Origin of the sequence: Rhodovibrio sodomensis, from assembly GCF_016583645.1 — a bacterium.
Lineage (GTDB): Bacteria > Pseudomonadota > Alphaproteobacteria > Kiloniellales > Rhodovibrionaceae > Rhodovibrio > Rhodovibrio sodomensis.
Map to the genome: position 1 here is coordinate 69,184 of NZ_NRRL01000001.1, position 25,553 is coordinate 94,736.

Sequence of the window (25,553 nt, forward strand, 5' to 3'; positions counted from 1 at the left end):
GGCGCCGCCCTGACGTATCCCGCACCTGCGGGAGCCCGCCGTCCGATGTGATGGGAGTTTAGCTGGATGAACATCCAGATCGATCTGCCGCGCCTGAAGGAGATGGCACGGACGCTTCAGCACGCCGTTGCGGAGACGCCAAAGCAGCGGTTCCGCTACACGCAAGCCCTGGACGCGCTCGCCCGAGCGCTTGGCTGGGCGGACTACAACACGGCCGAGGCCAAGCTTCAGGAAGCCGCCTCGGGCCCGATCGAGACGACGGCGAGCGCAGGCAGCGCGCCCGCCGGCAAGGTCTACCTGCTCAAGGCCACGCACGACTACACCACCGACACGGTCGTCTGCACCACCTACGACGCCGTCCTGACCCAGATCCAGCAGCTCTTGTTCGAACTGGATACGGCGACGTCCGAGCAGGAGGTGGCCGAGCAGCTCACAGAAGATGGCAGCCTGGAGATCGACGACACCACGATCGAGCTCGAACAGGTCCAGGTGGTCGGCGCCAGCGCTCCAGACCTCTCGGTCTCAGCCGAGCGCATGGTCGCGCGCATGGAGAGCCTGCTTCGCACAGAAGGTCTCGATGAGCGACTTTCTCCCTACGATGCCGAGCTTACGGTCAACGCGTACGCACAGCTTGCCCGCGACGTCGTTGCCCGGCACCCTGACCGCGCTGAACTGCTGCAGTGGCTGATCGACCACCGCTCGCCCGCGCCCTGGAAGCTCGTGGAGCACCGCACCCACGAGGATCAGCCGGAAAGCCTGCAGATCCGAGACGCCGAGAACGGCCTCATCGAAGACCTCGGCACCCAACCGTCCAATGAGGCCCTGGCGCACGCCGCCAGCCTGATCGAGGCGGTTCGCGGTCTGCGCGACCAGCGCGCCAGCGATCTGCCCGCCGGCACCACCGAGGTGATCAACGCCTTCCGCAAAGCGGGCGGTACGGCCGAAACCCTGTTTCGGGTGCTGAACTCGAATCATGACGTCGATGCCGCGAACGATGCATCGACCGAGCTCGAGATCGACGGAATCGACTGTGCGTTCGCGTGCCTGGTCGAGCAGATGGGGGTGATCGCTTCGATCGACTTCCTGCTCAAGACGCTGGCGACCCTCGACCACCGATCGCTCGATCGGGTCCAGCTGGCCCAGCCCGCGATCGACCTCATGATCCGGCAAGCCGTCGCCCAGCTTGGTGACGAGGACCGGCTGACCGAGGCTCTCGACGATCTCGTTTACGACCAGGTCAGCGAGATGGCCGCGAACGCGGCCAATTCGGTCGAGGATGACGCTGCTGCCGACGAGGCCGTCGAGCGGACCTGGCAGCTCGCCTCCTCGGTCAACAACCAGGGCCCGTCCGGCCAGCTCGCCTTCCTGGTCGAGCACTGGGGGCTGAACGAGGTTCAGCGCGCCCTCTCCGAGGCCACCGGCGCCTAAGGCGCCCTTCGCACGAAACGCCCCGGCCGGCCGGCCGGGGCGTTTTTGCTTGGCTCAGGGATCAGGCCTGCGCGGCGTCCCCAGCGCGCGCTGTGGCGGTTGTGAATTCCCGCGCCGGCGGGCGCACCTCCACGATCCGCGTACTCCCCTCGACCGCCAGCATGCGGAAGCATGCCCAGGCCTTGAGTACGCCGCCCGCGGCCAGCTTCTCGCCGAGCACCCGTGAGCCTGCGATGTAACGCTCCCGGTGATCCCGCCATTCCGCCGATCCGGGACGCACGCCCAGAGAGCGGAGCTTGCCTTTCGGGGCGTCGTTGCTGTCCCAGGTGACCACGTCGCTGGCCTCGACCCAGACCTCGCGCCCGCCCGAGCCGTGCATCATCAGGTCCGGCTCAGCCGGCGCGTCTGGACCCGCGACCCCGCTGGTCGTTGGATGAGCGCAGATCACCGTGAGATCGGGATCGGCCGTTCCGAACCAGCGCGCGGCGTCCTCGAGACGGACGAGCGTGGCGGTCATGTTGACCACCTCCGTCGGGTTCTGGTCGCGCACGCGCGCGTTCAGAAGTGCTGGGCGGGAGTCACCGCGCAGATCCACGCGACCGTGCTTAAGCGCCAGCCCGAGCGCATCGGCCTCGCTCTCCAGAAGCCGCGTATAGAGCGCTCTCAAGCGCGCCTCCAGAAAACGCCGTGCCTCGCCCAGCTGGTCGGCGAGCACGCAGGGCGCGACCGGCTCGGCAACCGCCTCGATCAGATGACGGGCCATCAGACGGCGCCATCCGCGTCCGACTTGACGACCTGTCGGCGCGCGCCCGCAAGTACCGTGTACCGTGCACACATCTCGCGGAAGCGGCGGGCGGCGTTCCGCCCGCCCGGGGTGTCAAGCAACCGCGCCTGGACGTCCATCATCCTAAGCGGGCTGCGGCAAGCGCAGACCACCACCCACGCCTGGGTCGTCTCGCGGCTGCGATACGCCCCGTCGCTTAAAAGCCTGTCGCCTTCGCGAAAACGCGTCGCCAGCAAATCAGCCGATACCATCTCACGCTCACCCGTTCTGGAGATCCGACATCGTCAGTTTGGCCCGTCAGCCGCGGATGTTGAGCTTGGACCGCATTTCTCTGGCGTGATCGGACAGAAACCTAGCCCTCGCCGCGCGACACCTAGTGGACTTCCCCGGCCTTCGGCACATCGTCGGAAGCCAGCTTACCGAAGTTGTCCGGAGGGCCCGCATAGAGAAAGCTGTAGGTGAACACTCCAATAACGCCCAGGGCGAACAGGCCGGCACCAACCATAGCGCCTAACCATGGAAATGGCCCCGGCGGCACCGTCGGTGCGGCCGGGGCCTGTCATGGCGAGATTTTTGCCCGGCACGGCTACGCGCGGACGAAGCTCTTGGCCTGGTCTGGATAACGGGCGCCACCCAGGCCGAGGCTGAGCGGGACGAACACGATCAGGTTCGCCACCAGCCCGAGGATGCCGGGATCGATCCCGAGCGGGGTGTCGCCACCCTGGACGACCTGGAACCAGAAGTTGACGACGACACCGGCGATCAGGCCAGCGATCGCGCCCTCCCGGCGCGCCTTCTGCCAGAACAGCGCTCCGTAGACGGACGGCGCGAACTGGACGATCGACCCATAGGCGCCGAGCAGCAGCTGCACGATGCCCTGCGCACCGAACACCGCCAAGTAATAGGCGGCCGCGCCGACCACGACGACCCCGGCCCGCATGATCCAGAGCAGGGTCTGGTCGCTGATGTCGGGCTTCAGGGGCTGCACCACGTCGCGGCCCAGCGAGACCGAGGCGCCGTGGGTGATCGCGTCGGAACTCGACATCGCCGCGGCGAGCGCGCCCGCGCCGATGATCCCGTAGACGAGTCCGGAGACGCCGAGCTCGTTGGTGATCATGTAGGGCAGGATCTGGTCCGCGCTATCGACCGCATCCGACCCCACAACGCCGATCGCGGAGAAGCCGATGAACAGCACCGGGATCAGGAAGATGGCGAAGATCGGATAGGCGATCACCGTCTTCTTGATCGTGCGCTCGCGCGCGACGTAGCTCTTGGTGAAGAGGTGCGGCCACATCACGAAGCCGATCACCGAAACCAGGATCGCCGTCGAGTAGGCGGTCGCCGACATCGGCGAGTTCTCCTGGCCGATCACTAGGAAGTCCGGCTTCTGCTGGGCGATGTCGGCGAACATCGCGCCCGGTCCGCCGTGGAGCGAGAAGACCAGGGTCAGGCCCACGATCCAGGCGATGATGAACATCATCGCGCCCTGCAGAACGTCGGACCAGGCAGCACCCCGGACACCCGAGGTCATGACGTAAATGCAGACGATGCCATAGGCGATCAGGGCACCGGCCCAGTAGGGGATCGCGCCGTCGGTCATGACGTTGAAGACGTAACTCATCCCCTTGAGCTGCAGGGTCAGGTACTGGATGAAGGCGAGCACCGCGACCACGCCCACGATCACGCACAGCGCGGTGGATTGATAGCGGTCCTTCAGCAGGTCGCCCATCGTGAAGTAGTTTCGCTCGGCGCCCAGGCGGGCCACCTTCGGACCGATCAGATACCAGGGCAGCAGGCCCATCGCCGTATAGGCGAGGATGTAAAAGGCGGCCGCGCCCTTGGAATAGGCCCAGCCCGGGCCGCCTAGGAAGGCGAACGCCGAGAAGATCGTGCCGCCCATCAGGAACCACATCACAATGGTCCCGAAGTTGCGGTCGCCCACGGCGTACTCCGAGACCGAGAAGCGGTTGTGTCCGCGCCCGGCCGCCAGCCCCAGCGCGAACGCGAACACCAGATAGATGCCCATCATCAGGAGCGCCGCGATCCAGTCCGTCATGCCGATCTCCCATGATCCATTGCTGACGGCGAAAAAACGTTCCGCGACAGGGCGCTAACAGCCGTCCTGCACGCGAACACGGCCGATGTGACCATGCAGGCCGATGTTAGGATGCCCGGTCGGAGACGCCGGCGAACTCGTAGCGGTAGAACGCGATCAGGCCGACGAACTCCACCAGGATCCAGAAGACCACCCAGGCCATCGAGAACGGCAGGCCCAGGATCATCGGCTCGACCGCATTCGCGACCCCGTACAGCGGGAACGTGACGAGCGCGAGCATGACAATCGTGAAGACCGTGAACGCGCGCGTCGGCGTGGCCCGCGCCTTCTGCTCCGTGCCTGTCATAGCAATGCCCTCCTTGGACGGCACTCTGAGTCGGGGGCCGGCCGTCAGGCCGGCATCAGATGTTCGACGAGCCGGGTCCAGTAGCGCACGCCGGTCGTCAGGATCTCGTCGTTGAAGTCATAGGTCGGGCTGTGCAGGTTCGCCCCGCCGGTGCTCGGCCCGTTGCCGAGCCAGACGTAGGCGCCTGGCCGCTCCTCGAGCATGAACGCGAAGTCCTCGGCACCCATCGCCGGGGCGCGGTCGCGCTCGACCTCGAGCCCCACGCCCTCGGCGACCCGCGCGCAAGTCTCGCTCTCCTGGGAGGTGTTCACGGTGACCGGATAGTCGCGGCTGTAGCGCACCTCGGCCGACACGCCATGCGACCGGGCGTACCCGTCGATCAGCTCCTTCAGCCGCGCTTCCGCCTGCTCGCGGACCTGCGGGTCGAGCGCCCGCACCGTGCCCTTCAGGGCTGCGGTCACCGGGATCAGGTTGTAGGCATCTCCGGCATGGAACTGGGTCACCGTGATCACCAGAGAATCGCTCGGGGCGATCTCTCGACTGACCAGCGACTGCAGACCGCTGACCATGGCCGCGCCCGCCAGGATGGGGTCACGCCCCTGGTGCGGCATCGCCGCGTGCGCGCCGGCACCGGTCAGATCGATATCAAAGGTGTCCATCGAGGCCATCATCGGCCCCGCGCGGACCGCCAGCCGCCCGACCGCCATCCCAGGCCAGTTGTGCAGGCCATAGACAGCGTCGACCGGGCAGGAGGCGAACAGCCCGTCATCGATCATCGCCCGGCCGCCCGCGTTGCCGTTCTCCTCGGCCGGCTGAAAGATCACGTAGACCGTGCCGGAGAAGTCCCTGGTTTCCGCCAGGGCTTGCGCGGCGCCCAGCAGCATCGTCGTGTGGCCATCATGCCCGCAGGCATGCATCCGACCGGCATTCCCCGACGCATAGGGCAGCCCGGTCTGCTCCTCGATCGGAAGGGCATCCATGTCCGCGCGCAGACCGATCGCCCGGTTGCCGCCACCCCTGCCCTCGATCTTGCCGACCACACCGGTCCGGCCAAGGCCGGTGACGACCTCGATGCCCATGTCCCGGAGCCGATCGGCGACGAAATGGCTGGTGCGCTCCTCTTCAAACGCGAGTTCGGGATGGCGGTGCAGGTCGCGCCGCCAGCTCACCAGCTGATCCTTCAACGCGTCGATGTCGAACGCCATTCGACCGCTCTCCCTGCCACCTGTCGACACCGTCAGCTTATCCGGAGTTGTTCGTGACGCCACCACTTGCGAGCCAAAGGGTCAATACCGCACACCAAAATTACGTTGAAGTTCAGGGACAGAACGGCTGGCTGCGACCCACATTCGCTATGAGGGCCGGCAGCCAGCCCACCGATCCCAGCCCGCGTGAGACACGCGGGTACGGTCAATCTGCCAGTGAAGACGCCTGATCATCCAACGGTTCGTCGCTCCTCGCGCCGGTCTCGTGGGTGAGGCAACTGGGATCCCCTCGCTCCTCAGCATCCCCGCTGGACCCGCGCGAGCGCAGTGAAGGACCACTTCAGAGATGACTCAGCTTCGCATCGATAAGCCCGCGGTCACCGAGATGGCGCGGCGCCTGAGCCAGCACCTGTCCAGCGTGCAGCAGGTCACCCTGCAGCACACTCACGCCATGGACGCCCTGGCCGCGACTTTCGGCTACCGTAACCGCCAGACGATGCGCGCCGAGATCAAGAGCGCGCAGGCGTCCGCCCCGGCGCTTGCATCCGCCGCGGAGATGTTCGCGGTCACCGACGTCATCGTCCACACCCTGTCCGTCCTCCACCGTCACGGCGAGGACATTTCGGTGCACGCTACCGAAGAGGACGCGAAGAACGCGCTGTTCGCGTTCGTCCAGGATTGGTGGAGCGAGGCCGTCGAGGGCAACGAGGAGGCGCTGTCCGAGATGGTGCCCGCTGCCATGGCGCGCCTGGCGGACGGTGATGAGCTCCAAGCCTCCCACCTTGAGCGGGACGAGGCGATCTGGCTGTATTTCGAGATGATCGAGGATGAGAGCTACGGCATCACCCGGCACGTGATGCCGCTGGCGGACCCGCTCTACCGCAAGGTGCCTGAGCCCGACAGCGGACCGCAAAAGACGGCACGGCGCATGCCGACAGGTGCCCAGGTCTCCGGACCCTGGAACCTGCGGGACCGGGCCGCGGCGATCGAGCAGGGCTACGCCCTCGATGCTGACGAACTCGGACGGTATTGCGTTATCGCGCTCGATGCGCCGGACGTCGGCGATGTCCGCCACGAGGGCGAGGGCCCGGCCGCTGCCGCGAGCCGCCCCATCCGCATCGCCGACATCCGGTGGGACACGGACGGCCAAGACCCGGCGGCGCTTGGCCTCCCCGGCGACCTCGTGATCGACGCTGCCGCCGAGCGCATCGAGGACCCGGACGCCGAGATCGCGGACTGGCTTTCGGATCGCTATGGCTGGTGTGTCGAGTCGTTCACCCACGCGCTGGCGGATGCCGACGACGCGAACGCGACCCGACGCGACGCGCAGGCGCTCGAGCACGTTCGTGAGATCGCCAGCGTGGGCGACGCCACGGCGATCCGGGCGCTGCGTCTCCTCGGCAAGCCGGAAGGTAGCGAGGCCGGCAGCGAGCCCGTGGTGCTCTACGAATGCGACGATTGTGGCCACGCCGCGCCGCGCGAAGCCATGAAGTCCACCCGCAGCCCCAATCAGCGCATGGAGGCTGGCGACACCTTCACCGATCGCGAGTGCCATCGCTGCGGCGCGCTCGCTTTCCCGGTCGCCAGCTGATCGTAATCCGGTCCGCACCGACCCGCGCCCGCCGGGCACGTCCCGGCGGGCGCACCCACTTTCGAGACACGTGCCGACCTCAACGCCAGGCCCAGGAGTGCCCGCATGCACAACTCCCCGTCCGCCGACGCCACCCTTCATGAGACACGCGCGAAGGAAGCCGCACTCGATCTGGGCAAGGCCCTGCGGCTGATGTCGTACCGGAACATCGACACCATCGTCGCCGACTTCGCGATGTACCAGGCCGACCGTCTGATCCAGACCCACAGATACGCGGAATCCGACCGCCCTTCGCTCGAGCGGAGCCTGCGGCTGCATGCCCAGCAAGGTCTTGCTGCCCCCGTGCCATCACTCGATCCCAGGGATCGCGCATCTGAGCTCTGCCAGAGCAGCCACCAGCTCCTCGCGGCAGAATGACGGGCTGCGAACGCAGTCCGGCCGCCACGACAGAGGTTCAGCTGCCGGAATGGTGGCACGCCGGAACGCCGTTGGACGCGGCATCGCTTGCGGACAGGGACGTCTTCGAGTTCCTCGAGGATGATGAGTTCGACTATCCTTATCGGCTCTGTCGCGTTCCAGCTGCGTGTTTCACGGCCGTGGCCAACGCCGACCCCCGGGACTTCATGGACGGGATGCTCCCGCCCCGGGAAAGCGTGGACTACCCGGAGGAGATCGCACGCTTCACCGACCTCCGGGCGTGGTTTGACACAGAGGGTATCGAGACCGCGCTCGCTCATCGCCCCGTGATCGCCCTGTTGCATAACGATCGGCTGAAGGTGTTGGACGGGTTCCACCGCCTTTATCTGCTGATCCACGAATACGGTATCGGCGAGATCACCACCGCGGTCGGCCTTGGCCCTCCAATGGAGGCCTGAACCAGAACGCCGCGGAATCAGCCAAACAAGCGAGGCAGCGACCCGGACGCCCGCATGCCAAGGCGTTTGCCGTAAATGTGGAAAACGCACCACATGTCTCAGGAGGCGGGGCTGATGCTGAACCGAGGAGGGTGGCTACATGACCGGCACACGCGACGGCGGCGTTGATGTTTGCATCCAGGGATGGGTGCCGGGACTGAACAAAGTGAAATTGACGAAGACGCTCCGCGACGGCGGCATTGGCCTCAATGAAGCGTCTCAGCTCACTTGCGATGTCTTGAAGGGACGCGAAGTACGAGCGCGCCTCAAGCAGTTCGACAGCCCATCAGCAGCGCGCGCTGCCCTCGAATGGATTGGTGTCGAGCGCGTTTGGTGGCCGAGCTAATCCCGCAATCCGCACCTCTGCGGGGCCGACTGACCCGCCTATCCGAAAAAAACGACAGCCGCCGGTGATTTTTCCGGCGGCTGTCTTCTGTTCATGCCCTTGTTTTCTGCGGCTTCTAACCGCTTAGAGGCTGTGTTTCCACACATAGGGCAAACGCCTTGGCCCGCATGCGTCCGGGTCGTTTTCGTGTTGCCCACGCGTCTCTGCCTGGACCTCCCGCTCATTGCACGACGGGAAGTCCAGGCAGACACGCCGGACCCATTTCCCGGATATGGGCCGACGGCAAGCCAACCGACCCCACGCGCAGCCGCGCGCACGGTGAATCCGTCATCGAATCGAACTTCTCTTCCCTGACCGTGACCCAGCTCCGCCTGGCTCGTCGGGAGGTAACGGGGTCGTCCTGCCCGCATGCACGATCGTCGTGCAGCCACGCGGATGTGCTGGAGACACAGTCATGCCGATCACCTTCGACAAGCCGAAGGCCACCCAGACCGCCCGCAACCTGAGCGCGCACCTCAAGGACGCGCACGGCCTCCAGTTGGGCCATCAGCAGGCGATGACGGCGCTCGCCGCCGCGCTCGGCTTCAACTCGCTGCACGAGTTTAGCCAGCTCATGAAGACGGCGCCCTCGGCCGGCCAGGCGCCAACGGACGCGCGCCCTCAGGCCCCGGCACCAGGCCTGTCCTCGCTCTGCGAGGAAGCGATCGTCACCGATCTTCGCGCGCGGGGGTCCTGCGTCTGCGCGATCAACGCCGACGATGCCGCCGAGATGGTGGCCGACGACGCCGCCCAGGTTCCAAGCGAGACCAGGCAGGACTGGTTCGACCGGAACCGCTCGGTCCTCGAGGAGGCGCTCTACGACAAGGCGCGGGAATTGCTGGGGATGTACCACGACGAGGACGGTTGCCCGCTGGACCACGCCGACCCGGAGCCGACCAACACGGATCCGGCCGACGATCTCCCGGACAACCAGATCGCAAACGCCGACTACGGCAAGGAGAAGTCGTGGTTCGACCATCAGCTGGCGTCGATGGCGATCGACCAGTGCACGCACCGCGACATCCTCCTCGAAAAGCGCGGCGACAGCTGGGTCTGGTACATGCCGGCGTCGAAAAACCCGCAAAAGCAGGCGCCCAGCCGCTCCTACCCGAGCGAGGGCGAGGCCGCCCTGGCCGCCTGCGCGGCTTTCGGGATCGATCCGACCATCCACTGCGTCCTCAACCACTACCACTGCGAGGACTGTGACAAGGACTGGGAGGGCTCCTGGTTCTGTGGCGTCGACGAGGAGTGTCCGTCCTGCAGCTGCGACTGCGAGCCGGCAGAGAGCCACAGCCTGGTGATCCAGGAAGACAACTAGACCAACGCGCCGGGGGAGGTGCCACCACCTCCCCCTAGCGTGACTGAAGCGAAGGGACCAAGATGACCCGAAGCATTCCCGTTTCCGGCCTCTCGAACGCGATCCAGCTGGGCCGCGACGTCGAGCCTTCGCGAATGGTACCCGCGCGTGACTTTCCCGGCCTGCTGATCGACACCCGCCCGCCGGGCTGGGATTGGAAGCCGGTCCGGATCGTCGATCGCGCACGCGAGATCGCCGAGCGCCGCCGCGACCCGCTCGAAACCCTGAGCCTGTGCGAGCGCGCCCTTCTGCAGAAGATGGCTGCGGGCTTTCGGGTCGATGCAGACCGGTTCGGCAACGAGACCTACGCCTCCGAGACAAGCGGCGCAGTCGACCGCAAGGGGTTGATGGTCGGGAGACCCGCCCCCGGCGCCGCGACCCGGCTGCGCCTTCTCGGCTACATCAACACCCGGTCGAACGGCCAGGCGTGGACCCACACCCTCAACCAAGCCGGACACGCTGCCGCCAGCCGGCTGCGCGCCCTTATGGAGACGCACGACGCATGACCACGCCAACGGTGACTGCCAAACCCGCGATCGCCACGCCGGAGAGCGACGCCAAACTCCGTGCGGAGTACCAGGAGAAGGGCTACAAGGCGGGCCAGGACGGGGTGCCGCGCGACCAGGGCCCCGAGGGCGGCCTGATCGGCAGGTGGTGGCTGGAGGGCTGGGACAGCCAGTTCCCGCCGTCCAGCACGCCCCTTCGTCCGCTCTAGGCGCACACGCCAGAACACCGCTCAGCTCACCGATGCGAGGACTCCGACATGTCGGAAACGATCGACCACGACCTCGAACTGCTGCAAGCGCTCGGCATTCTCTGCGAGAACGAGGGGCTGGAGGTCTTCGACACCCGGCTGGCCGAGATGGTCGCCGCGCGCCGCGGCGCTGAAATGTCGAACTGGGATCACCGCGGCATGTCGGAGGCGGTCCAGAAGACCGCCTACTCCAAGGACCCCCGGCGCAAGGTCGGCGCCTACATCTCCGGTGCCCGCAACAAGCCGATCGCCTGGGGCTACAACGGGCTGCCGCGCGGCATCGACGACAGTCCGAGCCGCCTTCAGGTCCGCAGCGCCAAGCTGAAGCTGATGGCGCACGCCGAGCGCAACGCGCTCGACAACGCCGAGCAGCCGGTCGTCGGCGCCACGCTCTACTGCACCCAGATCCCCTGCGCCGAGTGCGCCAAGAGCATCGTCCAGCGCGGGATCAGCCGGGTGGTCTGCCCGGAACCCGACCAGCAGGTGAGCGAGTACTGGCGCCAGGACGCCGCGATCTCGATGATCCAGTTCGCCGAGGCCGGCGTGACCCTCGAATGGTACGAGGGCCCGGCACTCGACCTGCTCGCCCTGCGCCGGCGGCTGTACCTGATGGGCGCGGACGCGCCAAGCCTGGAGCAGATCGCCGGCGGACTGATGCAGCTCGACGAAGAGACGTTCAAGCGCACGCTCTATCAGCTCACCGACACACCCCCTTTCTGATCCAGCCATACCCCTCGCGTCCGGGCCGAGTTGCCGCGCCGGCGATGACACCCGATCATCGCCGGCGCGCCAGCCCCACCTCTCTCCGCGCAGCTTCGTCCTGACACCAACCGGAGGCCCGCAATTCGCCTGATGTCACCAGCACATGCCCGGGTGATGAACCAGCTGGTTCGGCTCGCTTACCGTGACAACCGTCTGGTGGACGCAGCCCTGAAGCACTGCGCGCGCCGACGGGACCGCGGAGCTCCAGGAGGTGATGGATTTCATCAAACGTCATCGCGTTCCGCCGATCCCAACGCCCAAGCCCGCAGGGCCGGCGCATTCGACCGTCTAGACTTTCGACACTGTCGGGAAAAATTTACGGTCCTTCCATCCGACGGCGCCCCTCCTTCCAGAGGGCGCCGTCCGATGGGCGGATCCCCGCCTGAGAGAGAGGTGCAGGACCTCGTCCGGTCCCAGGGCCCATCGGCCCCACGGCAAATTCCTGCCTGCAAGACCATGACTGCACCGCTCGTTCTTCATCGTCCAAGACGCGACGGGAATGACGGGCGGGACAACGGGACCCCTCCCGCCTGAAAAGACCGCCGGCGCGCTTGAACGCGCCGCGTGCGCCCGATCGCGTCGTCAGACGCATGAAGGACCCTTTTGCATGCATCTCAAGATCGACGACACCCGCGCCAAGTCGATGGCCCGCCAGCTCAAGACGTTCCTCAAGGCCGGCGGCGGCAAGTTCGCGCACGTCAACGCCCTGGAAGCGACCGCGCAGATGCTGGGCTTCCGGAACCACAACGCCATGCTCGCCGCGCTGGAAGGAACCCGCGCACCGGTGATCAAGCAGATCGGCCAGCAGCCGCTCGCGCCTGGCAAGTGGACGCTTCTGTCCTACGGTCTGATCGACGTCCACACCGGCGAATACGAGGACGAGATCGGCCAAGTCGAGATCGACCTCGCACGCACCCTCTCCGATCCCGACCTGCGCGCGGCGATCGCCGCGGCCCAGCAGGGCGACGGCCGGATCTCGCCGCGCCTACTGCAGTGTCAGCCGGAGATCGACGCCCTGCTCGCCGGCCTTCCGCTCGCGGACGACGCGGACATCGACTCAGCCGCCTGGCTGGACGTCGGGGATTGGGCCGAGGAGCTGGACCAGCTGATGGACGCGCTCCTGGAACTGGATCCGGAGCGCGAGGTCAACGGGCTCGCGCTGATCGACGACAGCCAGGCGCACACGCTGATCGAGAAGATGGGCGCGCAACAGCAGTCAGATCCGATCGACGGCGATGGCCGCGTCGTCGTCAACCCGGTCCCGTCGCGCGATCCCGACGACGCGATGCGCGGTCGCCCCGACTGGGAATACCGTGTGGTCGTCCATCGCGACGGCGCTTGGCGCGACATGGCCGGGCTCGAGAGTCTCGGCGAAGCCCTCGACGTCGCCGCGGCTTTCGCGGGCCAGCCGGCCGCCCGCCAGCCGGACGCACCGGCGCGCGACCCGGACACGCACCTGCCCGTGCGCTTCGAATTGCACGAGACCCCGCGTTTCCGCGACCAGCAGGAGCAGGCGATCGGCTCGGTGCTGATCAACGGCCGCCCGCACCACATCACCCTGACCCGGGTCGCCGACCAGCTGCCCGAGGATGCCGATCCCGACGACCCGGACGCGGACCTGGCCGAGCGGCAGCAGCCCACCGACAGCCGGTTCGACTACCGGCTCGAGGCCCTGCAGGCGTTCGAAAACACCGACGACGCCTTCAGGCCGATCGAGCACGATACCGGCGAGTACCTGTGCGTGATCACGCCCTACTGCCGCTAAGCCTTCGCGCTCAGGGCCGGCGTCGCAATCGTGCGACGCCGGCCTTTTCTCCGCGGGCGGCACCACTTTCTACTCAGAAACCAAGACGCCCGGAGGTGCCGCCATCATGCAAACGCCCGTCCGCCCCTACCCGATCGGCATCGTCGATGGCCCGGGCCTGCTCGAAAACGAGGGCGCCCGCGAAGCCGCGGCCGATGTCCGTAACCTGATCTGCGCTTCCAACGCCTCCGCCCGCGCCACCGGCGCAACGCGGCCGGACCAGCTCGCGGCCAACCTCGCCCACAACCTCGATGGCTGGGCCGAGGACCTCTACATCGCCGCCGAGAGCTGCGAGCGCCTTGCGCGCCTGGGTCACCTGACCGCCCTCCTCGCCGACTGCGGTCGCGTGCCCGGCATCGTCCTGGCCAGCATGCTCAAGGAGCAGCTCGCAGACCGTCTGCCCTACCTAGACCGCGTGGTCGAGCACGAGCGCGTTATCGCCGAGGAGGTCAGGCAAGCAATCCAGACGGTGCTGAACGCGCTCGCGCGCGACCGCCTCGAAGCCGGTACCCCGATGGACGCCAACGAACGGCGCGCCATGACCCTTGTTGGCGGCATCGTCGCCTCCAAGCCGGCGGCCTGGCGGCGAATCGCGCGCACGATCACAGCGAACGGTCGCCCGGATCTGCTGCCGAGTGTGCCGCGCATGGACTTCTGGCCGGCGCCGTTGCCCGACCCGGCCGCGCTGGGCGCGTTCCTGAACGACGACATCTGCCTTAGCGCCGCGCGCCCGCGTGTTCCCGAAGAAGCCGCGATCGCTTTCCAGGCGGCCGCCAGGACCCTGATCGACCAGGGCCTCAGCGTGCCGATGAAGTTGCGCGCCCTGACCCGGGAGAGCGTCCGCAAGGACCCGCATCCAGATCACGACTCGCCCGTACGCCAAGCGGCGCTCGACGCGCTTGAGGCGGACCTGCCCGAAACCCCCGCAGCAGCCTGAAAGGAGCCTTCATGGGCTGGTTTTCCCCGACCACCTTCGGCGGCGACCCGCCGCTCGATCTCCTGGCTGCGATCCAGGACGATATCGCCTACGCCAGACCCTTCATCCCGGTTCCGGATCGGCTGGACCGCGACAGCCAGTCCTACATCTGCGCGCACGCCGCCGACATTGATCGCTTCGCTCTCCAGGTCGCCGACAGCACCAAGAACGCCGACACGGCCCTGATGCCCGAAGTCGCCTGCGTGATCCTGATGGGCGCAGGCGCTCCAGTCTCCGATGCGCTCAAGGCGCGTCTGAGCGAGGCGCTCCAGGTCGACCCGCACGCGCTCGCCGGCGAACCGAACCGCCAGCGCTATCTGATGCGGCTGCGCACCGCGCTGGACAGCTACCAGCCGGGCCAGCCGACGCCGATCCCGCAGATCAACCTGATGGACCGCATCGTCGATCTGACAGCGGGGAGCTAACCACCCGCCCCACCACCATCTTCACAGACACAACCCCTGTCTTGAGGAGGCGCGGATGCAGAACCATCCCCTGACGCACGCCACCCCCGGGTTCACGTCGCCGATCCTGCCGATCATCCGGCTGACCGGCACGCGATCTCCCCGGCGCCTCCGGGCCCTCCTCGCGCTCCCAGACCGCTGGCACAGCAGCTGAGCTGACACAACCTGATCGCGCGGCCCTCTGACCGTGCTGCCGTGACATGACACGGATCCGTCCGGCTCCTCGCCGGACCCACAAGAAAGGCCCCGGGCTCACCGCCCGGGGCCTTTTCGCATGTCGGCCAGACCAGGCCGGCCTCCTTGTTTTCTCGGGCCAAGGAGGCCGCCCCGGCCAGGCCGGACCCACCTTGGTGACAGGGCCAGCGGACAGCCCACCGACCCCCGGCGCCAGCGCCGACGGTAAATCCGCTCTCTTCGACGATCGATTATCATCTCGGTTCCGAACGCCAGCGCGCTGGTCCGGTACCGGGAGGTCACGGGGTCGCCTGCCCGGATTTCGCGCTTCTGCGCGAGACCAGACGCGCCTTGGACAAGGAGCCACCTGTCCCATGACGACCATCCATCTCGACAAGCCCAAGGCCACCCAGATGGCCCGCAACCTCGCGAGCCACCTGGCCGAGGCGCACAGCCTCAAGCTGAGCCACGCCCAGTCGCTCACGGCCCTCGCCCGCACCCTGGGCTACAACGAAGTCCAGGTGATGAACCGGGATCTCAAGCTCATCGACACCGACCAGAGCGGCGTGCCCGACGTCACCGCGCTCGGCGACACGCGAGCACCCGCTCGCCTCGACGGCTACGCCCTGGTGATCCTGGAGACGCCGTGGGGCGACGATCAGACCCTGCTGCGCTGCGAGGACGCGTTCTCCTGGCTCGCGTCCTTCTGCCTGGAGCGCTGGGAGCGGGAGGACATCGCCCGTGAGTCCGGCGTCGACGACCCGACCACCCTGTCCGACATGGGGGTCGTCCAGACCTTCTTCGATCACGCGAGCAGCGAGTTCGACTATCAGGTCATCGACATCGACCTCTCGACCACGACCGTGCCAACTGACCGTGTCTCCCAGAACCCAATCGAACTCCGCCAGCTGGCGCCGGGCAAGCGCCGCCCCCAGCAGACCGGCTGGGCGGTGCGTTGCGGCCAGATCGTGCGCGAGGGCGACCGCTTCGCGTCGGACGCCGAGGCGCGTGCGTACGTCGAGCGCCTGGCCGAACGGCATGAGCCCTTTGCGGCGCAGGTGATCGCACGCCTGGAGGACGCACGGCCGTTTCGCTACGTCATGACGGGCTCCTGCGCAGACGGCGACGCCTATACCCTGTGGCAGCACCACTTCAGCGCCCAGCACCCGCCCTCGATGCTGCGCTGGGTCTGGGACAGGGTCGAGGAGCGACTGGTGATTGCCCAGGTTGTTGACGATGATGGCGGCGCGCAACCACTCACCGAAGCCGCGCACGCTGACCTCGAGGAGAGCCTCGCCGGCGCCAACGCGGACGCACTCGAAGCACCGGAGAACTGGTCGCTCAACGTCGATGACACGATGCCGCCGTGGGCCGTCAAGGCCATGCGCGAGAGCTGAGCCCACCCAGGGGCTGAGGGCGCGTCACAAGCCTGAGACGTGCTCCAAACGGCGGCGACCTGTCACACTGGTCGCCGCCACCCTCCTCGCTGATCAGATAGGGCCCCTATGACCCAACCCTCCACGCGTCATCTCAAGGTCCAGGAAAACGGCGCCGACACACCCGAACACGCCACCGATGGGATCAACGGCGAGCTGCCGCTCGTGGAAATCCAGACCGAGCAGGGCCGGTTCACCGTGCGCACCAACCGTGACGGCAGCGTCGCGATCACCTTCCGCGGCGTCAGCATGGACCGCGACCGTCTGGCCGTGATGCCCGAAAGCAGCAAGTCGATCCGGCTGGCCGCGACCGACGACTACTGACGGGCCGGCCTTAGGCGCGACCGGCCTGGCTCATTGTCCGCTGTCCGAGTCCTGGACGTAGCGGACGCCGCCGGTCGAGAGCTCGTAGAGCGTCTCGCTGTAGGGCAGTCGCGCGATGATCTCCGCCTGGCCCGCGACCCGGCCGAGCACGGCGGCACGGCACAGAATGTTCACGCGATCCTGGTTGCGCGCGCACCAGGCATCCGCGCTGTCGATGAAATTGACCGAGCTGAGGCGGGTGATGATCACCGTGCGCCCCTCGGGCACCGCCCCGATCGGCTGCACCACGAAGATCGAGCAGGTCGCGTAAAACGGCCCGCCAGCGACCGCGAACAGCACCGCCAGCACGACAGCGATCCGCACACGCTTTCTCCCTGATCGACAGCGCCCCCGGGCACCGACCCTACGCGCGATCAAACATCGGAGAAACCCCGGCGACCGCGGGTGAACCCAATTTCCTCAAGAATCGACCGACATAGAGGCGCTCAATGCACACCCTGCCGACGTCGGCCAGGCTCGCCCTCCTGGAGCGAAGCCTGCTGCCTCGGGCCTGGTTCGCCGCCAGCTCGAACGATCCTGACAACTGGACGCCGCTCAACCCCGCATGGGGCCAGTGCGCCGTGACCGCGCTGGTGGTCCAAGACATCTGCGGCGGCCGCCTGCTGCGCTGCGTCGCCACGCTGCCGGGACACCGTCACCAGACAACCCACCTCGGGCACTACAAGAACCTGATCGACGGCCGCGAGGTCGACCTGACCCGCCGCCAGTTCCCGCCCGGCACGCGCTTTTCCTACGCCGAGCCCAAGCGGGGCGGCCACGCGAGCACGCGCGCCTACCTGCTCAGCAACCCCGAAACCGCGCGGCGCTACCGCAAGCTTCGGGAGGCGCTCACCGTCCTCGCGCCCACGCTCATCGCGCCGGGCGACGCCCCCGCCACCAGACAAGAAGCCATCCATGACTGACGTGATCCACCTGATCTTTCCCGGCGAACTGATCGACGCGGCGAGTGCTGTACTGACCGGCACCGGCGATCCGGACACCGGACGACTGCCGCTGGAGACCAGGGCGAGCAACGCGGAGGTCGAGGTTCACGGCAAGATCTCCCCGATCCGGCACGGTCATGTCGAGCAGCAGGTCATCGTGAAACCCGCCGCGGGTGGCGACGGCCGTACACTGGGCTGCAAGACGGTCAGCCTGAAGGCGCCCCTCGCCACCAGCCCGATCGGCGAGATCACAACCACCGGGGTTGGCGGTAAGCCGCTCCAGGTCCTGATCTGCAGCGATCATGTCACCCTGGAGGTTCCTGGCGGGCAGGCCGACGACATCCAGGCCATCCTGGACGGCGACCGCGCGGCCGACGAAAAAGCCGGCGCCTGCCTCTATAGCTACACCGCCGACTTCGGCGGTGGCTATCAGGCCGACATTAACGTCGTCGCCGGCGGCGACGGCGAGCTGCCCTACATCGACGCCAGCCTGTTCCTGAACGGCAGCGAGCTCGACACCCTCGAGCCGGACGAAGTTCTGCTGGGAGAACACTCCTTCTGCCACGACGACCTCACCTTCGCCGTCACCCTGATCCGCGGCCGCGACAAGACGCCGGTCGTGCGTCCGACGCAGCAAGCCAAGCCGGCACGCCCGCGCCCGCGCAAGAGCGGTAGCGCCGTCTGGATCTAGGTCTCGAACCACCCGGGAGCAGTTCATGGGCTGGATCGCAACGTCCAAGCCGCGGGACATCGCGGCCCACTTCAAGGAGCGGATGCAGAGCGCGCAGCCAGGGCGCGTCACCTACCGAGTGCTCGATCTGGCACTGCTCGACCACGCTACCGAGGGCTACGTCGCGATCGAGGAAACCGACCAACGGACCGGACACGTCCGGGTGGGCGCGGTGATTCTGCAGATCCGCCACATCCCCAACGCCGCCGACGGACTGACCTTCGCCTACAAGCAGGTCTCCGAATCCGCCGGACCGCAGCAGACACGCTGCCCGGAGCGGATCCTGGACCGGCTGAGCCCGACCGACAGCGCGGACGCCATGGCGTGGCGCGCGGCCTGCCGGGAGCGGCACGCGGCCCGTGCGGCCGCCCGTAAGATCGGATGGGGCGACATCATCGCTTTCGACGCGCCGATCGAACTCGCCGACGGACGGCGCTACGCGCGTTTCGCCCTGCTCGCCAAGAGCCGGTTCTTCGCCATCGAGCCGACCGGCGTCATCGGCCCTTGTGTTGTTCTCTCCCGGTGGCGCGAGCGAGGCGACTGGAAGAAGGACGGTCACACCGACCTGCCCGTGCGCCCGCGGCTCCGCCGGCGCAGGTAGGCGCCTGGACCAGGGAGGTCCGTATGGACGTCGAGACCCTTTTCGAGACCAGCGTCGAGGCGGTCGAGCGGCTTTTCGCCGACGGCGAACTGGTCGCCGTCGCCTACTCCGGCGGCAAGGATTCCACTGCCGTCCTGATCGCGGCGGTCGAGGCGCTCCGGCGTCATGTCGCGCGTGGCGGCAGCCCCCTGCCGCTTGCGGTCCTGCACAACGATACCGGGATCGAGAACCCGGAAGTCCGCCGCCACGCCCGCGACCAGCTCAACCAGCTGGAGACCTACGCGCTGGAGAGCGAGATCCCGGTCGATATCCGGGTATCGGGCCCGTCGCTCGCCGACAGCTTCGCGGTCAAGGTCGTTGGCGGGCTCGCCCTGCCGACCTTCGCTAACGCGGCATCCCGGCGCTGCTCGATGGACTGGAAAGTCAAGCCCGGCACCCGCATGGCCCGCGCCCTGATCCCGGAGCACAAGACCCGCTGCCAGGAGGCGCTCGCCTCCGACGACGGGGTGACGCGAACCGAGGCCCAGGACCGGCTGACCCGGCTCGAGCGTCTCGAGATGCCGGTGTTGCTGGTCGGGACCCGCTTCGCCGAATCAGCCGGCCGATCCCAGCGCATGACCGCCCGGGGCGAGAGCGCGATCGAAATCGCCGAGATCCGGGACGACGAGGACCGCCTGCTGAACCGGACCCTGGCGCCGATCTGCCACTGGTCCGAGAGCGATGTCTGGGAGCTTCTGGCGCTCGCCGGACAGCGGGATGACGCCCTGTTCCCGGCCTGGCGTCACGATTTCGACGGCACGGTCGCGCTCTACCGGGACAGCGGCGGCGGGGAGTGCGTGATCACCCAGATCTGCAAGGACAAGCCGCGCGCGGCTTGCGGGGCGCGCCACGGCTGCGCCATGTGCGTGGTCACCGGCCAGGACGACAAGTCCCTGAGCGCGCTCGCCGAGAGTCCCCGCTACGCCTATCTGCGCGATGTCCTGGCGCTGCGCACCTGGATCGCACGCAGCCAGTTCGACTGGACCACACGGTGCTTCATGCCACGAAAGGTCGAGAACGACCGGATGGCGCTCGCCCCCGGCGGCTACTCGGCCGAGGTCTGTGCCTTCCTGCTGCGCGCCCTCGCCACGCTCGATCTGCGCGAGTCCGAGCGCGCGGCGCGTTTCCGCGCACAAAGCGAGAGCGGCCAGGAGCCCGAGGAAGCACGCCTGATCCGCCAGCACGAGGGCGGCGAAGGGCTCGGCCTCTCGGACGCCTATTTCGCCCGCAAGCAGCCGCTGTTCCGCTTCCTGGGTCCGGCCGAACTGATCGCGATCGACTTCAACTGGGCTCTCTACGGCCTGTTCCTGCAGCCGTTCCACGCGCTCAAGCTCTACAGCGCGGTGATCGACGGCGGCGAGAGCGTCGACCTCGATCAGGGGCGCCGGACCCCGCGCGGCGCGCTTCCAGAACTCGGAACGATCGATCTTTCCGGCCTGGGATCGGAACGCGCGTCCGGCATTGAGCTGGACGCCGGCCGGAGCGATCCCAGGCCGCTGTTCAGTGACCCGCCGTTCCAGGAAGCGGATTTCTGCAAGGTCGACGTCGCCCGCGCCAAGCGCGTGATCGCTGCGGCCGGCGACCCGTTGAGTTCGATCTCGGTCGAGCACGCCCGCAGCCGGACCCCAGAGACGGCCGTGCGCTTCTACCTGGCGAACCGGATTGTCCGGCCCGCCAAGGGTCAGCTGACCTGGATCGATGGACGCATGCAGCTGACCCAGAAACTGCTCGCCCGCGGGCTCTGGAAGGGCATGCCGACCGAGGCCCTGCTTGGCCGCGCCGGCGCGGCCGCGCGCAGGGCGGCGTGAGCGCGGCCTCCCGGGCCGGGCGCGCCGCCCTTTCGAGCCGCCGCCCAGGTGCGCTATAGCCCCTGCCGTCACCCACTCGAAGGACGGCCATGCCCAAGTTGATCAAACCCGGTCCGGACGACCACAAGCGCTGGGCGATCCAGGGTCTGCGCGTTCTGCAACTCGCCTGGCCGTCGTGGCTCGTGCTGGTGATCGCCCTCTACGGCGGCGCGTCGATGCTCTATCGCATCCTTCAGCCGCTCGGCCTGCCGGCCATGCTGGCAGCCGAAGCCGTCATCATCCTGGTCTCCGGCCCGAACATGGCCCTTGTCGCGACCGCGCTGGCCCAGCGCGTGAGCAGTGGGGCGCGGGGGCTGAACCTGCCCACACAGATCGCGCCGCTCACGGTGCTGCAGGGCAACGTGCCCTACTTCCTGATGCTGCCGGCGCTCTGGATCTCGCTCATGGTCGTGCTGCACCAGGCGGGCGTGACGGTGATCGAGGAGATCGCCTACCGGCCGCTTCTGGCGCTCGGGCTGAGTGCCTTTACGGCCTCGCTGCTGCCCCCGCAGGACAGCTACCGGATGGCACGCGCTCAGTACTTCGGCGCGGACGGCGGCCCCAAGCCGGATGTCGACACGTTCGATCTCCTGATCCTTCTGGAGAGCCGGGCGCGGCTTCTGGGCATCTACACGGCCCTGCCCATTCTGGCCTACACGGCGGCCGTACTCGCCTGGCAGCCGCTGGCGATCCTCTGCGCACCGGTTCTCTTCTGGATCGCGGCCACCTGCTACATCACGGTCGTCAACCTCTACGGCGGCACGCCGCGGGTGCAGCGCGCCGAGGCACCCTACACGCTGGATACCGTGCCTGAGGGATCCTGACCCGCCGGGTCAGGCTGCCGGAGACGCATACCAAGAGAGCCCCGGACAACCGACCTCGTGTGCGCGACGACCTTGCTGGTTGCACCCGCATCCGCGCCTGGCATTATTCTCCCCGCCCAGCAACGACAAGCGAAGAAGCCCCAACTCATGGCAGCAGAGTCTCCGGAGCAAGCACTCTACGCAGCCAATCCGGCGATGGTGAGAAACCATCCCTTATGGTTCACCGCGCTGGTGCTGATGCTGCTCTCTCCCGCCGCGATCCCGTTTCTTTATTTCTACCGCAGCCCGGAGCTGCAGCAGGCGGCGCCCTTCACCCTGGGTGCGGCCGCGCTCTCGATCCTGATCCTGCTGTACTGGTGGGTCGCCTGCAAAACCCTGAACGTCCGTCTGGATGAGAGCTCCACCCGTGTCGTCCGGGGCATCCTGTCGAAGACCGAGACCTTCATCCGCCACGAACGCGTACGGACGGTCGAGGTCTATCAGAGCCTGTTCGACCGGATCTTCGGCACCGGCCGCGTCACCTTCTGGACCGCGGGCGACCAGCCGGAGATCGTGATCAACGGGATGCCGCAACCCCGACGCATCCAGGAGATCGTGAACAGCAAGACGGCCCAGGGTGATCCGGGATGAGCCGGGATCCGAACCGCAATGCCGACGAGCGCCGCACGGCGGCCGTGATCGTCGGAGCGCTGCTGCTTGTCGGTGCCATCGCCATCGGTACGGCCGCCCTGCTTCTGCCCGAGGCGATCGGCGCGATGCAGGCCACCTTCGCGCCCGGCATGGGCCTGAAGACGGCAACCCTGATCGGGTTCGGCGTGACGGTCTGCGTCCTGGTGGTTTTCGCCGTGGCGGCGGGCGACGGTCTGATCGGCGAGCTGCCCGTGATGCTGGGCGGCTTTTTCGTCTTCTGGGTGCTGATCACCCTGATGCTGGCCTGGGCCCTCTAGGTCCCGGTCTCCGAACTGGCCTGCCGACGTTCCGGCCACGGCGGCGGACGGTCGCCGTGCTGGACCTGGTAGAACAGGTTCCAGACCCTGTAGCCGTCCTCTGTGCGCCAGCGGTTCTTGCGCCGGGTTCCATGCAGTTCACGGTAGATGTCGTTCAAATAGCGGCCGTGCTGTCCCTCGAAGTAGACACGCCGGCGGTCCTCGACGTAGGCCGAGCGGCCACTGTCGATCTCGATCAGCCGGTCCCCGGGCCGAAGGCCCATGGCGAAGAAGTCCATGCTGGACCGCCGGCCACCTGGGCGCGCGGCCGCATCGATCAGCTCGATGGGGAACTCCGCGCTGTCCGCGAGGAGTTGCGGGGTCATGTCCTCCAGGCTGTCCGGCTCCAATGCCGCCCGGGCGCGTTCGGGGTCCAGCCAGAACCACTCGCGCCGCGCGGCGACCTGCTGTCCACCGAACTCCTGGTGCAAGCGCCGTTCCGTTGCCCATGCGTCCGATACGCGGGCGGCGAACTCCACGTTGAACGGCAGCGGCACGCCGGTGGTGAAGAGCTCGGAGACCCGCTGGCGCAGGCGTCCGGTTCCGGTGCGCCCGATCTTGATCAAACCCGGCATCGCCTGGTTGGACAGGATGTAGACGATCCCGTCTTGTGTATCGCTCCTCATCTCGACCCTCGCCAGCAGCCCCACCGGCCGATAACGGCAATCTCCGGGTCCTAGCCAAGCCGGTCAAGAACCGGATAGCCGAGCGATCCCGCAGCGGCCGATGATGGAAGCGCCGCGGGATCGGTCCGGTTCAGCCCGCAAGCCCGATTACCCGAGACGACCCCACTTCCCTCTCCAGCGTAGCGCCCGCGTGGCTCCCTCGACTGTGAGGCCGGACAGTGCCCGATATCGCCATGATCATCCCCCTCCTGGGCGCGTTCGCCATGCTCAGCGTCCTGCTGTGTGGCTGTGCAACACCGGTCAGCCCTTTTCACGGCATGCTGACCGGATTGATCTGGCTGACAGTCCTGATCGGCGTACCCGCCGCGCTCGTGTGGCTGCACCAAATCCTGCAGCCGACCCTCCCGGTGACCCTCGCCGGCGGCCTGCTCACGATGGTCAGCGCCGCCGCCTTCGCGACACGGGTCACGCACAAGCTGATCGTCGATGGAAACCGCTCGGCCCTGGCCGTGTTAGATTGCAAGCCGGCCAACGCGCCCCGAAGGAGACCGCGCAGCGCATCCCGCGGACGCAAGGAGGCACTTCATGTCGGATAACACTCCGGCCGACCCCACGCCGGAATGGCTCGCCCGCCAGCAAGCAGAGATCGACGACCGACCGCGCGGCCTCTCGACGGACGACGGCGAGGGCGACGACGCGCGAACGGCGAAACGCAGTCGTAAGCCGCGCGGACCCAAGCCGGTCACCGCTGAGCGCATCCACAACAAGGCGCTCTGGTACCTGGAGCGCTGGGCGACCAGCCGGGCCAACCTCAAGCGCTCGCTGATGACCTGGGCGTACAAGAGCGTGCAGGCACACAGCAGTTCGCTCGACGAGGCTGAACGGCTGATCGATGCCGAGCTCGACCGTCTTGAAGAGGTCCATCTGCTCGACGACAAGGCCTACGCCGAGGGACGCGCGGCCAGCCTGCATCGCGCCGGTCAGTCGACGCGCATGATCCAGATGAAGCTGCGCGAGAAGGGCCTGTCCGACGAGCTCGTCGGCCACGCCCTCGCGGCCCTGCAGGACGAGACCCCGGGTGACCCCGAGCGCGCGGCCGCGCTGACGCTCGCGCGAAAGCGCCGGCTCGGCCCCTGGCAGAACGATCCCGAGAAGCGGGCGGCGCGGCGGGACAAGGATCTGGCGGCACTCGCCCGCGCCGGGTTCAGCTTCGACCTAGCGCTCGAAATCGTCGACGCCGAGACGGTCGAGGCGCTCGAGCAGGACAGCTTTCCGGATCCCGATCCCCCGGTCGCCCTGCTGGACGACCCGGACGCCTAGGCAAGTGCTGACAGCCGGGCGTTAGGCCTCGCCCGCCGGCGTGTAATCAACCAGCTCGAACCCCGGGTTTCCAGCCTCGATGGTCGAGCGCAGGCGCTTCCGCTTCACCGGCACCCCTAGCTCAGGCGCATACCAGATCCGGGACGACGCCTTGAACGGAGGACCGATCAGGGCCTTCTGCTCGAAGTGGATGTGGTAGGCGTCAAACGTCCCGGCCGGCACGGTCACCTGCTCACGCGCCATGACCGCCGCCTCGAGGACATAGGTGTAGTCGGTTTTCTCCTCTGTCACCTGCATCGACGCGGTGCGCCCAACCTGCAGTGGCCAGCCCCCGACAGCTGTCCTTCTTCGATCTCCAGATTCCGGCCCTGCAGGTTCCACATCGGGAAGAACCCGCTTACCAGCGTGACCGACCGATCCCCAGTCCGGAAGGTCAGGTCACGCCCGTCGACCGCCGCCCGCCTGCGCCAGCTGCTCCTCGCCGGCCATGGCACCGATCAGCCCCTGGGCCATCTCCTGACCGACCTTGAACGGGTCCTGATCCATGGACGTGGTCGGCTTTTCCTCTTTGGCGGCCATGATCTGGTCGATCTGATCGAGGCCACGGTTCCACTTCTCGATCTGGCCTTCCGGAGCGAGCAGGAAGCCCAGCAGGACGCCCGCGATCACGAATCCAACCGTCGCCTTCTTCGCCTCCCGGGCCTGCGGGCTGGTCACCCCCATCACCTCGGCAGCCTTGCTGAACCGCAGCAATCGCAGGAATTCCATCTTTCCTGCCCCCTCACAAAACGTCCGGCCGCCGCAACGGCCGAAGCCCCACTTTTCAACAGTCAGCCC

At 67.5% G+C, this 25,553-nt stretch carries 32 protein-coding genes; 24 read left to right on the forward strand and 8 right to left on the reverse strand.

Annotated features, from left to right (window positions below; genetic code table 11):
- Nucleotides 1–66 precede the first annotated feature (66 nt).
- Entirely contained in the window at nt 67–1,428 is a 1,362-nt protein-coding gene (locus tag CKO28_RS00355) for a glyoxalase superfamily protein (protein WP_200338531.1), read from the forward strand.
- A 61-nt stretch (nt 1,429–1,489) separates the two neighbouring features.
- On the opposite strand, the gene CKO28_RS00360 is transcribed toward CKO28_RS00355, so the two are convergent.
- The 4 genes from CKO28_RS00360 to CKO28_RS00375 form a co-directional block, all read right to left on the reverse strand.
- Entirely contained in the window at nt 1,490–2,191 is a 702-nt protein-coding gene (locus tag CKO28_RS00360; protein ID WP_200338533.1) for a hypothetical protein, read from the reverse strand.
- Between the two features lie 607 nt (nt 2,192–2,798).
- Complete coding sequence (locus CKO28_RS00365; protein WP_200338535.1) at nt 2,799–4,268, reverse strand: sodium:solute symporter family protein; 1,470 nt, start codon at nt 4,266–4,268, stop codon at nt 2,799–2,801.
- Nucleotides 4,269–4,374: 106 nt separating this feature from the next.
- Nucleotides 4,375–4,614 (reverse strand): hypothetical protein, encoded by a 240-nt coding sequence (locus CKO28_RS00370; RefSeq protein WP_200338537.1) that lies wholly within the window; start codon nt 4,612–4,614, stop codon nt 4,375–4,377.
- A 44-nt stretch (nt 4,615–4,658) separates the two neighbouring features.
- On the reverse strand, nt 4,659–5,819 hold the full coding sequence (locus CKO28_RS00375; protein WP_200338539.1) for a M20 aminoacylase family protein: 1,161 nt from the start codon (nt 5,817–5,819) through the stop codon (nt 4,659–4,661).
- 346 nt (nt 5,820–6,165) lie between these two features.
- Here CKO28_RS00375 and CKO28_RS00380 point away from each other — a divergent pair, with 346 nt between their 5' ends.
- The 14 genes from CKO28_RS00380 to CKO28_RS00445 all read left to right on the forward strand — a co-directional run bounded on the left by CKO28_RS00380 (nt 6,166) and on the right by CKO28_RS00445 (nt 16,760).
- Entirely contained in the window at nt 6,166–7,410 is a 1,245-nt protein-coding gene (locus CKO28_RS00380; protein ID WP_200338541.1) for a hypothetical protein, read from the forward strand.
- Nucleotides 7,411–7,515: 105 nt separating this feature from the next.
- Complete coding sequence (locus CKO28_RS00385; protein ID WP_200338543.1) at nt 7,516–7,827, forward strand: hypothetical protein; 312 nt, start codon at nt 7,516–7,518, stop codon at nt 7,825–7,827.
- Nucleotides 7,824–8,285: a ParB N-terminal domain-containing protein gene (locus CKO28_RS00390; RefSeq protein WP_200338545.1), complete on the forward strand. Its 462-nt coding sequence runs from the start codon at nt 7,824–7,826 to the stop codon at nt 8,283–8,285. Before CKO28_RS00385 ends, CKO28_RS00390 begins: the two co-directional genes overlap by 4 nt.
- A 139-nt stretch (nt 8,286–8,424) precedes the next feature.
- Nucleotides 8,425–8,670: a hypothetical protein gene (locus CKO28_RS00395; RefSeq protein WP_200338547.1), complete on the forward strand. Its 246-nt coding sequence runs from the start codon at nt 8,425–8,427 to the stop codon at nt 8,668–8,670.
- A gap of 454 nt (nt 8,671–9,124) precedes the next feature.
- The gene (locus CKO28_RS00400; RefSeq protein WP_200338548.1) at nt 9,125–10,027 is read left to right on the forward strand and encodes a hypothetical protein; all 903 of its coding nucleotides are present in this window, start codon (nt 9,125–9,127) and stop codon (nt 10,025–10,027) included.
- A 62-nt stretch (nt 10,028–10,089) separates the two neighbouring features.
- Nucleotides 10,090–10,572, forward strand: coding sequence for a hypothetical protein (locus CKO28_RS00405; RefSeq protein ID WP_200338549.1), 483 nt, complete (start codon nt 10,090–10,092; stop codon nt 10,570–10,572).
- On the forward strand, nt 10,569–10,781 hold the full coding sequence (locus CKO28_RS00410) for a hypothetical protein (RefSeq protein ID WP_200338550.1): 213 nt from the start codon (nt 10,569–10,571) through the stop codon (nt 10,779–10,781). Before CKO28_RS00405 ends, CKO28_RS00410 begins: the two co-directional genes overlap by 4 nt.
- A 48-nt stretch (nt 10,782–10,829) precedes the next feature.
- The gene (locus tag CKO28_RS00415; protein WP_200338551.1) at nt 10,830–11,540 is read left to right on the forward strand and encodes a deoxycytidylate deaminase; all 711 of its coding nucleotides are present in this window, start codon (nt 10,830–10,832) and stop codon (nt 11,538–11,540) included.
- Nucleotides 11,541–12,189: 649 nt separating this feature from the next.
- Nucleotides 12,190–13,347 carry a glyoxalase superfamily protein gene (locus CKO28_RS00420; RefSeq protein ID WP_200338552.1) on the forward strand — a complete coding sequence of 386 codons (1,158 nt, stop codon included), beginning with the start codon at nt 12,190–12,192 and terminating at the stop codon, nt 13,345–13,347.
- A gap of 106 nt (nt 13,348–13,453) precedes the next feature.
- On the forward strand, nt 13,454–14,323 hold the full coding sequence (locus CKO28_RS00425; RefSeq protein WP_200338553.1) for a hypothetical protein: 870 nt from the start codon (nt 13,454–13,456) through the stop codon (nt 14,321–14,323).
- 11 nt (nt 14,324–14,334) lie between these two features.
- Complete coding sequence (locus CKO28_RS00430) at nt 14,335–14,787, forward strand: hypothetical protein (RefSeq protein WP_200338554.1); 453 nt, start codon at nt 14,335–14,337, stop codon at nt 14,785–14,787.
- Nucleotides 14,788–14,842: 55 nt separating this feature from the next.
- On the forward strand, nt 14,843–14,980 hold the full coding sequence (locus CKO28_RS00435) for a hypothetical protein (protein WP_200338555.1): 138 nt from the start codon (nt 14,843–14,845) through the stop codon (nt 14,978–14,980).
- Nucleotides 14,981–15,374: 394 nt separating this feature from the next.
- Nucleotides 15,375–16,397, forward strand: a complete 1,023-nt coding sequence (locus CKO28_RS00440) for a hypothetical protein (protein WP_200338556.1) — start codon at nt 15,375–15,377, stop codon at nt 16,395–16,397.
- A 108-nt stretch (nt 16,398–16,505) separates the two neighbouring features.
- Nucleotides 16,506–16,760, forward strand: coding sequence for a hypothetical protein (locus CKO28_RS00445; protein WP_200338557.1), 255 nt, complete (start codon nt 16,506–16,508; stop codon nt 16,758–16,760).
- Between the two features lie 30 nt (nt 16,761–16,790).
- Here CKO28_RS00445 and CKO28_RS00450 read toward each other — a convergent pair whose 3' ends face one another.
- Nucleotides 16,791–17,123, reverse strand: coding sequence for a hypothetical protein (locus CKO28_RS00450; RefSeq protein WP_200338558.1), 333 nt, complete (start codon nt 17,121–17,123; stop codon nt 16,791–16,793).
- 125 nt (nt 17,124–17,248) lie between these two features.
- Here CKO28_RS00450 and CKO28_RS00455 point away from each other — a divergent pair, with 125 nt between their 5' ends.
- From CKO28_RS00455 to CKO28_RS00485, 7 genes are all read left to right on the forward strand, one after another.
- Nucleotides 17,249–17,722 carry a YunG family protein gene (locus CKO28_RS00455; RefSeq protein ID WP_200338559.1) on the forward strand — a complete coding sequence of 158 codons (474 nt, stop codon included), beginning with the start codon at nt 17,249–17,251 and terminating at the stop codon, nt 17,720–17,722.
- Nucleotides 17,715–18,434: a hypothetical protein gene (locus CKO28_RS00460; RefSeq protein ID WP_200338560.1), complete on the forward strand. Its 720-nt coding sequence runs from the start codon at nt 17,715–17,717 to the stop codon at nt 18,432–18,434. Before CKO28_RS00455 ends, CKO28_RS00460 begins: the two co-directional genes overlap by 8 nt.
- Before the next feature lie 25 nt (nt 18,435–18,459).
- On the forward strand, nt 18,460–19,074 hold the full coding sequence (locus CKO28_RS00465; RefSeq protein ID WP_200338561.1) for a DUF6927 domain-containing protein: 615 nt from the start codon (nt 18,460–18,462) through the stop codon (nt 19,072–19,074).
- Between the two features lie 23 nt (nt 19,075–19,097).
- Nucleotides 19,098–20,921 (forward strand): phosphoadenosine phosphosulfate reductase domain-containing protein, encoded by a 1,824-nt coding sequence (locus CKO28_RS00470; protein WP_200338562.1) that lies wholly within the window; start codon nt 19,098–19,100, stop codon nt 20,919–20,921.
- Nucleotides 20,922–21,010: 89 nt separating this feature from the next.
- Entirely contained in the window at nt 21,011–21,784 is a 774-nt protein-coding gene (locus tag CKO28_RS00475; RefSeq protein WP_200338563.1) for a hypothetical protein, read from the forward strand.
- 147 nt (nt 21,785–21,931) lie between these two features.
- Nucleotides 21,932–22,414 carry a PH domain-containing protein gene (locus CKO28_RS00480; protein WP_200338564.1) on the forward strand — a complete coding sequence of 161 codons (483 nt, stop codon included), beginning with the start codon at nt 21,932–21,934 and terminating at the stop codon, nt 22,412–22,414.
- The gene (locus CKO28_RS00485; protein WP_200338565.1) at nt 22,411–22,731 is read left to right on the forward strand and encodes a hypothetical protein; all 321 of its coding nucleotides are present in this window, start codon (nt 22,411–22,413) and stop codon (nt 22,729–22,731) included. Before CKO28_RS00480 ends, CKO28_RS00485 begins: the two co-directional genes overlap by 4 nt.
- Here the strand turns inward: CKO28_RS00485 and CKO28_RS00490 are convergent.
- A complete protein-coding gene (locus CKO28_RS00490; RefSeq protein ID WP_200338566.1) occupies nt 22,728–23,396 on the reverse strand; it encodes a GIY-YIG nuclease family protein in 669 nt (222 codons plus the stop codon). The two genes, CKO28_RS00485 and CKO28_RS00490, sit on opposite strands and share 4 nt — an antisense overlap.
- Nucleotides 23,397–23,629: 233 nt before the next feature.
- On the opposite strand from CKO28_RS00490, the gene CKO28_RS00495 reads away from it, so the two are divergent.
- Both CKO28_RS00495 and CKO28_RS00500 read left to right on the forward strand, forming a co-directional pair.
- On the forward strand, nt 23,630–23,992 hold the full coding sequence (locus CKO28_RS00495; RefSeq protein WP_200338567.1) for a hypothetical protein: 363 nt from the start codon (nt 23,630–23,632) through the stop codon (nt 23,990–23,992).
- Nucleotides 23,982–24,716 (forward strand): regulatory protein RecX, encoded by a 735-nt coding sequence (locus tag CKO28_RS00500; RefSeq protein WP_200338568.1) that lies wholly within the window; start codon nt 23,982–23,984, stop codon nt 24,714–24,716. Before CKO28_RS00495 ends, CKO28_RS00500 begins: the two co-directional genes overlap by 11 nt.
- A 21-nt stretch (nt 24,717–24,737) precedes the next feature.
- On the opposite strand, the gene CKO28_RS00505 is transcribed toward CKO28_RS00500, so the two are convergent.
- The gene (locus CKO28_RS00505; protein WP_437127601.1) at nt 24,738–25,097 is read right to left on the reverse strand and encodes a TapB family protein; all 360 of its coding nucleotides are present in this window, start codon (nt 25,095–25,097) and stop codon (nt 24,738–24,740) included.
- A gap of 57 nt (nt 25,098–25,154) precedes the next feature.
- Nucleotides 25,155–25,484: a hypothetical protein gene (locus CKO28_RS00510; RefSeq protein WP_200338570.1), complete on the reverse strand. Its 330-nt coding sequence runs from the start codon at nt 25,482–25,484 to the stop codon at nt 25,155–25,157.
- Nucleotides 25,485–25,553: the final 69 nt, after the last annotated feature.

Coding starts and splice junctions, on each gene's coding strand:
- CKO28_RS00430 (WP_200338554.1), top strand. CDS start 14,335: ATGGGCTGGTTTTCCCCGACCACCTTCGGCGGCGACCCGCCGCTCGAT.
- CKO28_RS00395 (WP_200338547.1), top strand. CDS start 8,425: ATGACCGGCACACGCGACGGCGGCGTTGATGTTTGCATCCAGGGATGG.
- CKO28_RS00435 (WP_200338555.1), top strand. CDS start 14,843: ATGCAGAACCATCCCCTGACGCACGCCACCCCCGGGTTCACGTCGCCG.
- CKO28_RS00485 (WP_200338565.1), top strand. CDS start 22,411: ATGAGCCGGGATCCGAACCGCAATGCCGACGAGCGCCGCACGGCGGCC.
- CKO28_RS00380 (WP_200338541.1), top strand. CDS start 6,166: ATGACTCAGCTTCGCATCGATAAGCCCGCGGTCACCGAGATGGCGCGG.
- CKO28_RS00405 (WP_200338549.1), top strand. CDS start 10,090: ATGACCCGAAGCATTCCCGTTTCCGGCCTCTCGAACGCGATCCAGCTG.
- CKO28_RS00370 (WP_200338537.1), bottom strand. CDS start 4,614: ATGACAGGCACGGAGCAGAAGGCGCGGGCCACGCCGACGCGCGCGTTC.
- CKO28_RS00385 (WP_200338543.1), top strand. CDS start 7,516: ATGCACAACTCCCCGTCCGCCGACGCCACCCTTCATGAGACACGCGCG.
- CKO28_RS00410 (WP_200338550.1), top strand. CDS start 10,569: ATGACCACGCCAACGGTGACTGCCAAACCCGCGATCGCCACGCCGGAG.
- CKO28_RS00415 (WP_200338551.1), top strand. CDS start 10,830: ATGTCGGAAACGATCGACCACGACCTCGAACTGCTGCAAGCGCTCGGC.
- CKO28_RS00500 (WP_200338568.1), top strand. CDS start 23,982: ATGTCGGATAACACTCCGGCCGACCCCACGCCGGAATGGCTCGCCCGC.
- CKO28_RS00420 (WP_200338552.1), top strand. CDS start 12,190: ATGCATCTCAAGATCGACGACACCCGCGCCAAGTCGATGGCCCGCCAG.
- CKO28_RS00365 (WP_200338535.1), bottom strand. CDS start 4,268: ATGACGGACTGGATCGCGGCGCTCCTGATGATGGGCATCTATCTGGTG.
- CKO28_RS00390 (WP_200338545.1), top strand. CDS start 7,824: ATGACGGGCTGCGAACGCAGTCCGGCCGCCACGACAGAGGTTCAGCTG.
- CKO28_RS00510 (WP_200338570.1), bottom strand. CDS start 25,484: ATGGAATTCCTGCGATTGCTGCGGTTCAGCAAGGCTGCCGAGGTGATG.
- CKO28_RS00425 (WP_200338553.1), top strand. CDS start 13,454: ATGCAAACGCCCGTCCGCCCCTACCCGATCGGCATCGTCGATGGCCCG.
- CKO28_RS00475 (WP_200338563.1), top strand. CDS start 21,011: ATGCCCAAGTTGATCAAACCCGGTCCGGACGACCACAAGCGCTGGGCG.
- CKO28_RS00355 (WP_200338531.1), top strand. CDS start 67: ATGAACATCCAGATCGATCTGCCGCGCCTGAAGGAGATGGCACGGACG.
- CKO28_RS00495 (WP_200338567.1), top strand. CDS start 23,630: ATGATCATCCCCCTCCTGGGCGCGTTCGCCATGCTCAGCGTCCTGCTG.
- CKO28_RS00480 (WP_200338564.1), top strand. CDS start 21,932: ATGGCAGCAGAGTCTCCGGAGCAAGCACTCTACGCAGCCAATCCGGCG.
- CKO28_RS00375 (WP_200338539.1), bottom strand. CDS start 5,819: ATGGCGTTCGACATCGACGCGTTGAAGGATCAGCTGGTGAGCTGGCGG.
- CKO28_RS00490 (WP_200338566.1), bottom strand. CDS start 23,396: ATGAGGAGCGATACACAAGACGGGATCGTCTACATCCTGTCCAACCAG.
- CKO28_RS00400 (WP_200338548.1), top strand. CDS start 9,125: ATGCCGATCACCTTCGACAAGCCGAAGGCCACCCAGACCGCCCGCAAC.
- CKO28_RS00440 (WP_200338556.1), top strand. CDS start 15,375: ATGACGACCATCCATCTCGACAAGCCCAAGGCCACCCAGATGGCCCGC.
- CKO28_RS00465 (WP_200338561.1), top strand. CDS start 18,460: ATGGGCTGGATCGCAACGTCCAAGCCGCGGGACATCGCGGCCCACTTC.
- CKO28_RS00460 (WP_200338560.1), top strand. CDS start 17,715: ATGACTGACGTGATCCACCTGATCTTTCCCGGCGAACTGATCGACGCG.
- CKO28_RS00360 (WP_200338533.1), bottom strand. CDS start 2,191: ATGGCCCGTCATCTGATCGAGGCGGTTGCCGAGCCGGTCGCGCCCTGC.
- CKO28_RS00445 (WP_200338557.1), top strand. CDS start 16,506: ATGACCCAACCCTCCACGCGTCATCTCAAGGTCCAGGAAAACGGCGCC.
- CKO28_RS00455 (WP_200338559.1), top strand. CDS start 17,249: ATGCACACCCTGCCGACGTCGGCCAGGCTCGCCCTCCTGGAGCGAAGC.
- CKO28_RS00470 (WP_200338562.1), top strand. CDS start 19,098: ATGGACGTCGAGACCCTTTTCGAGACCAGCGTCGAGGCGGTCGAGCGG.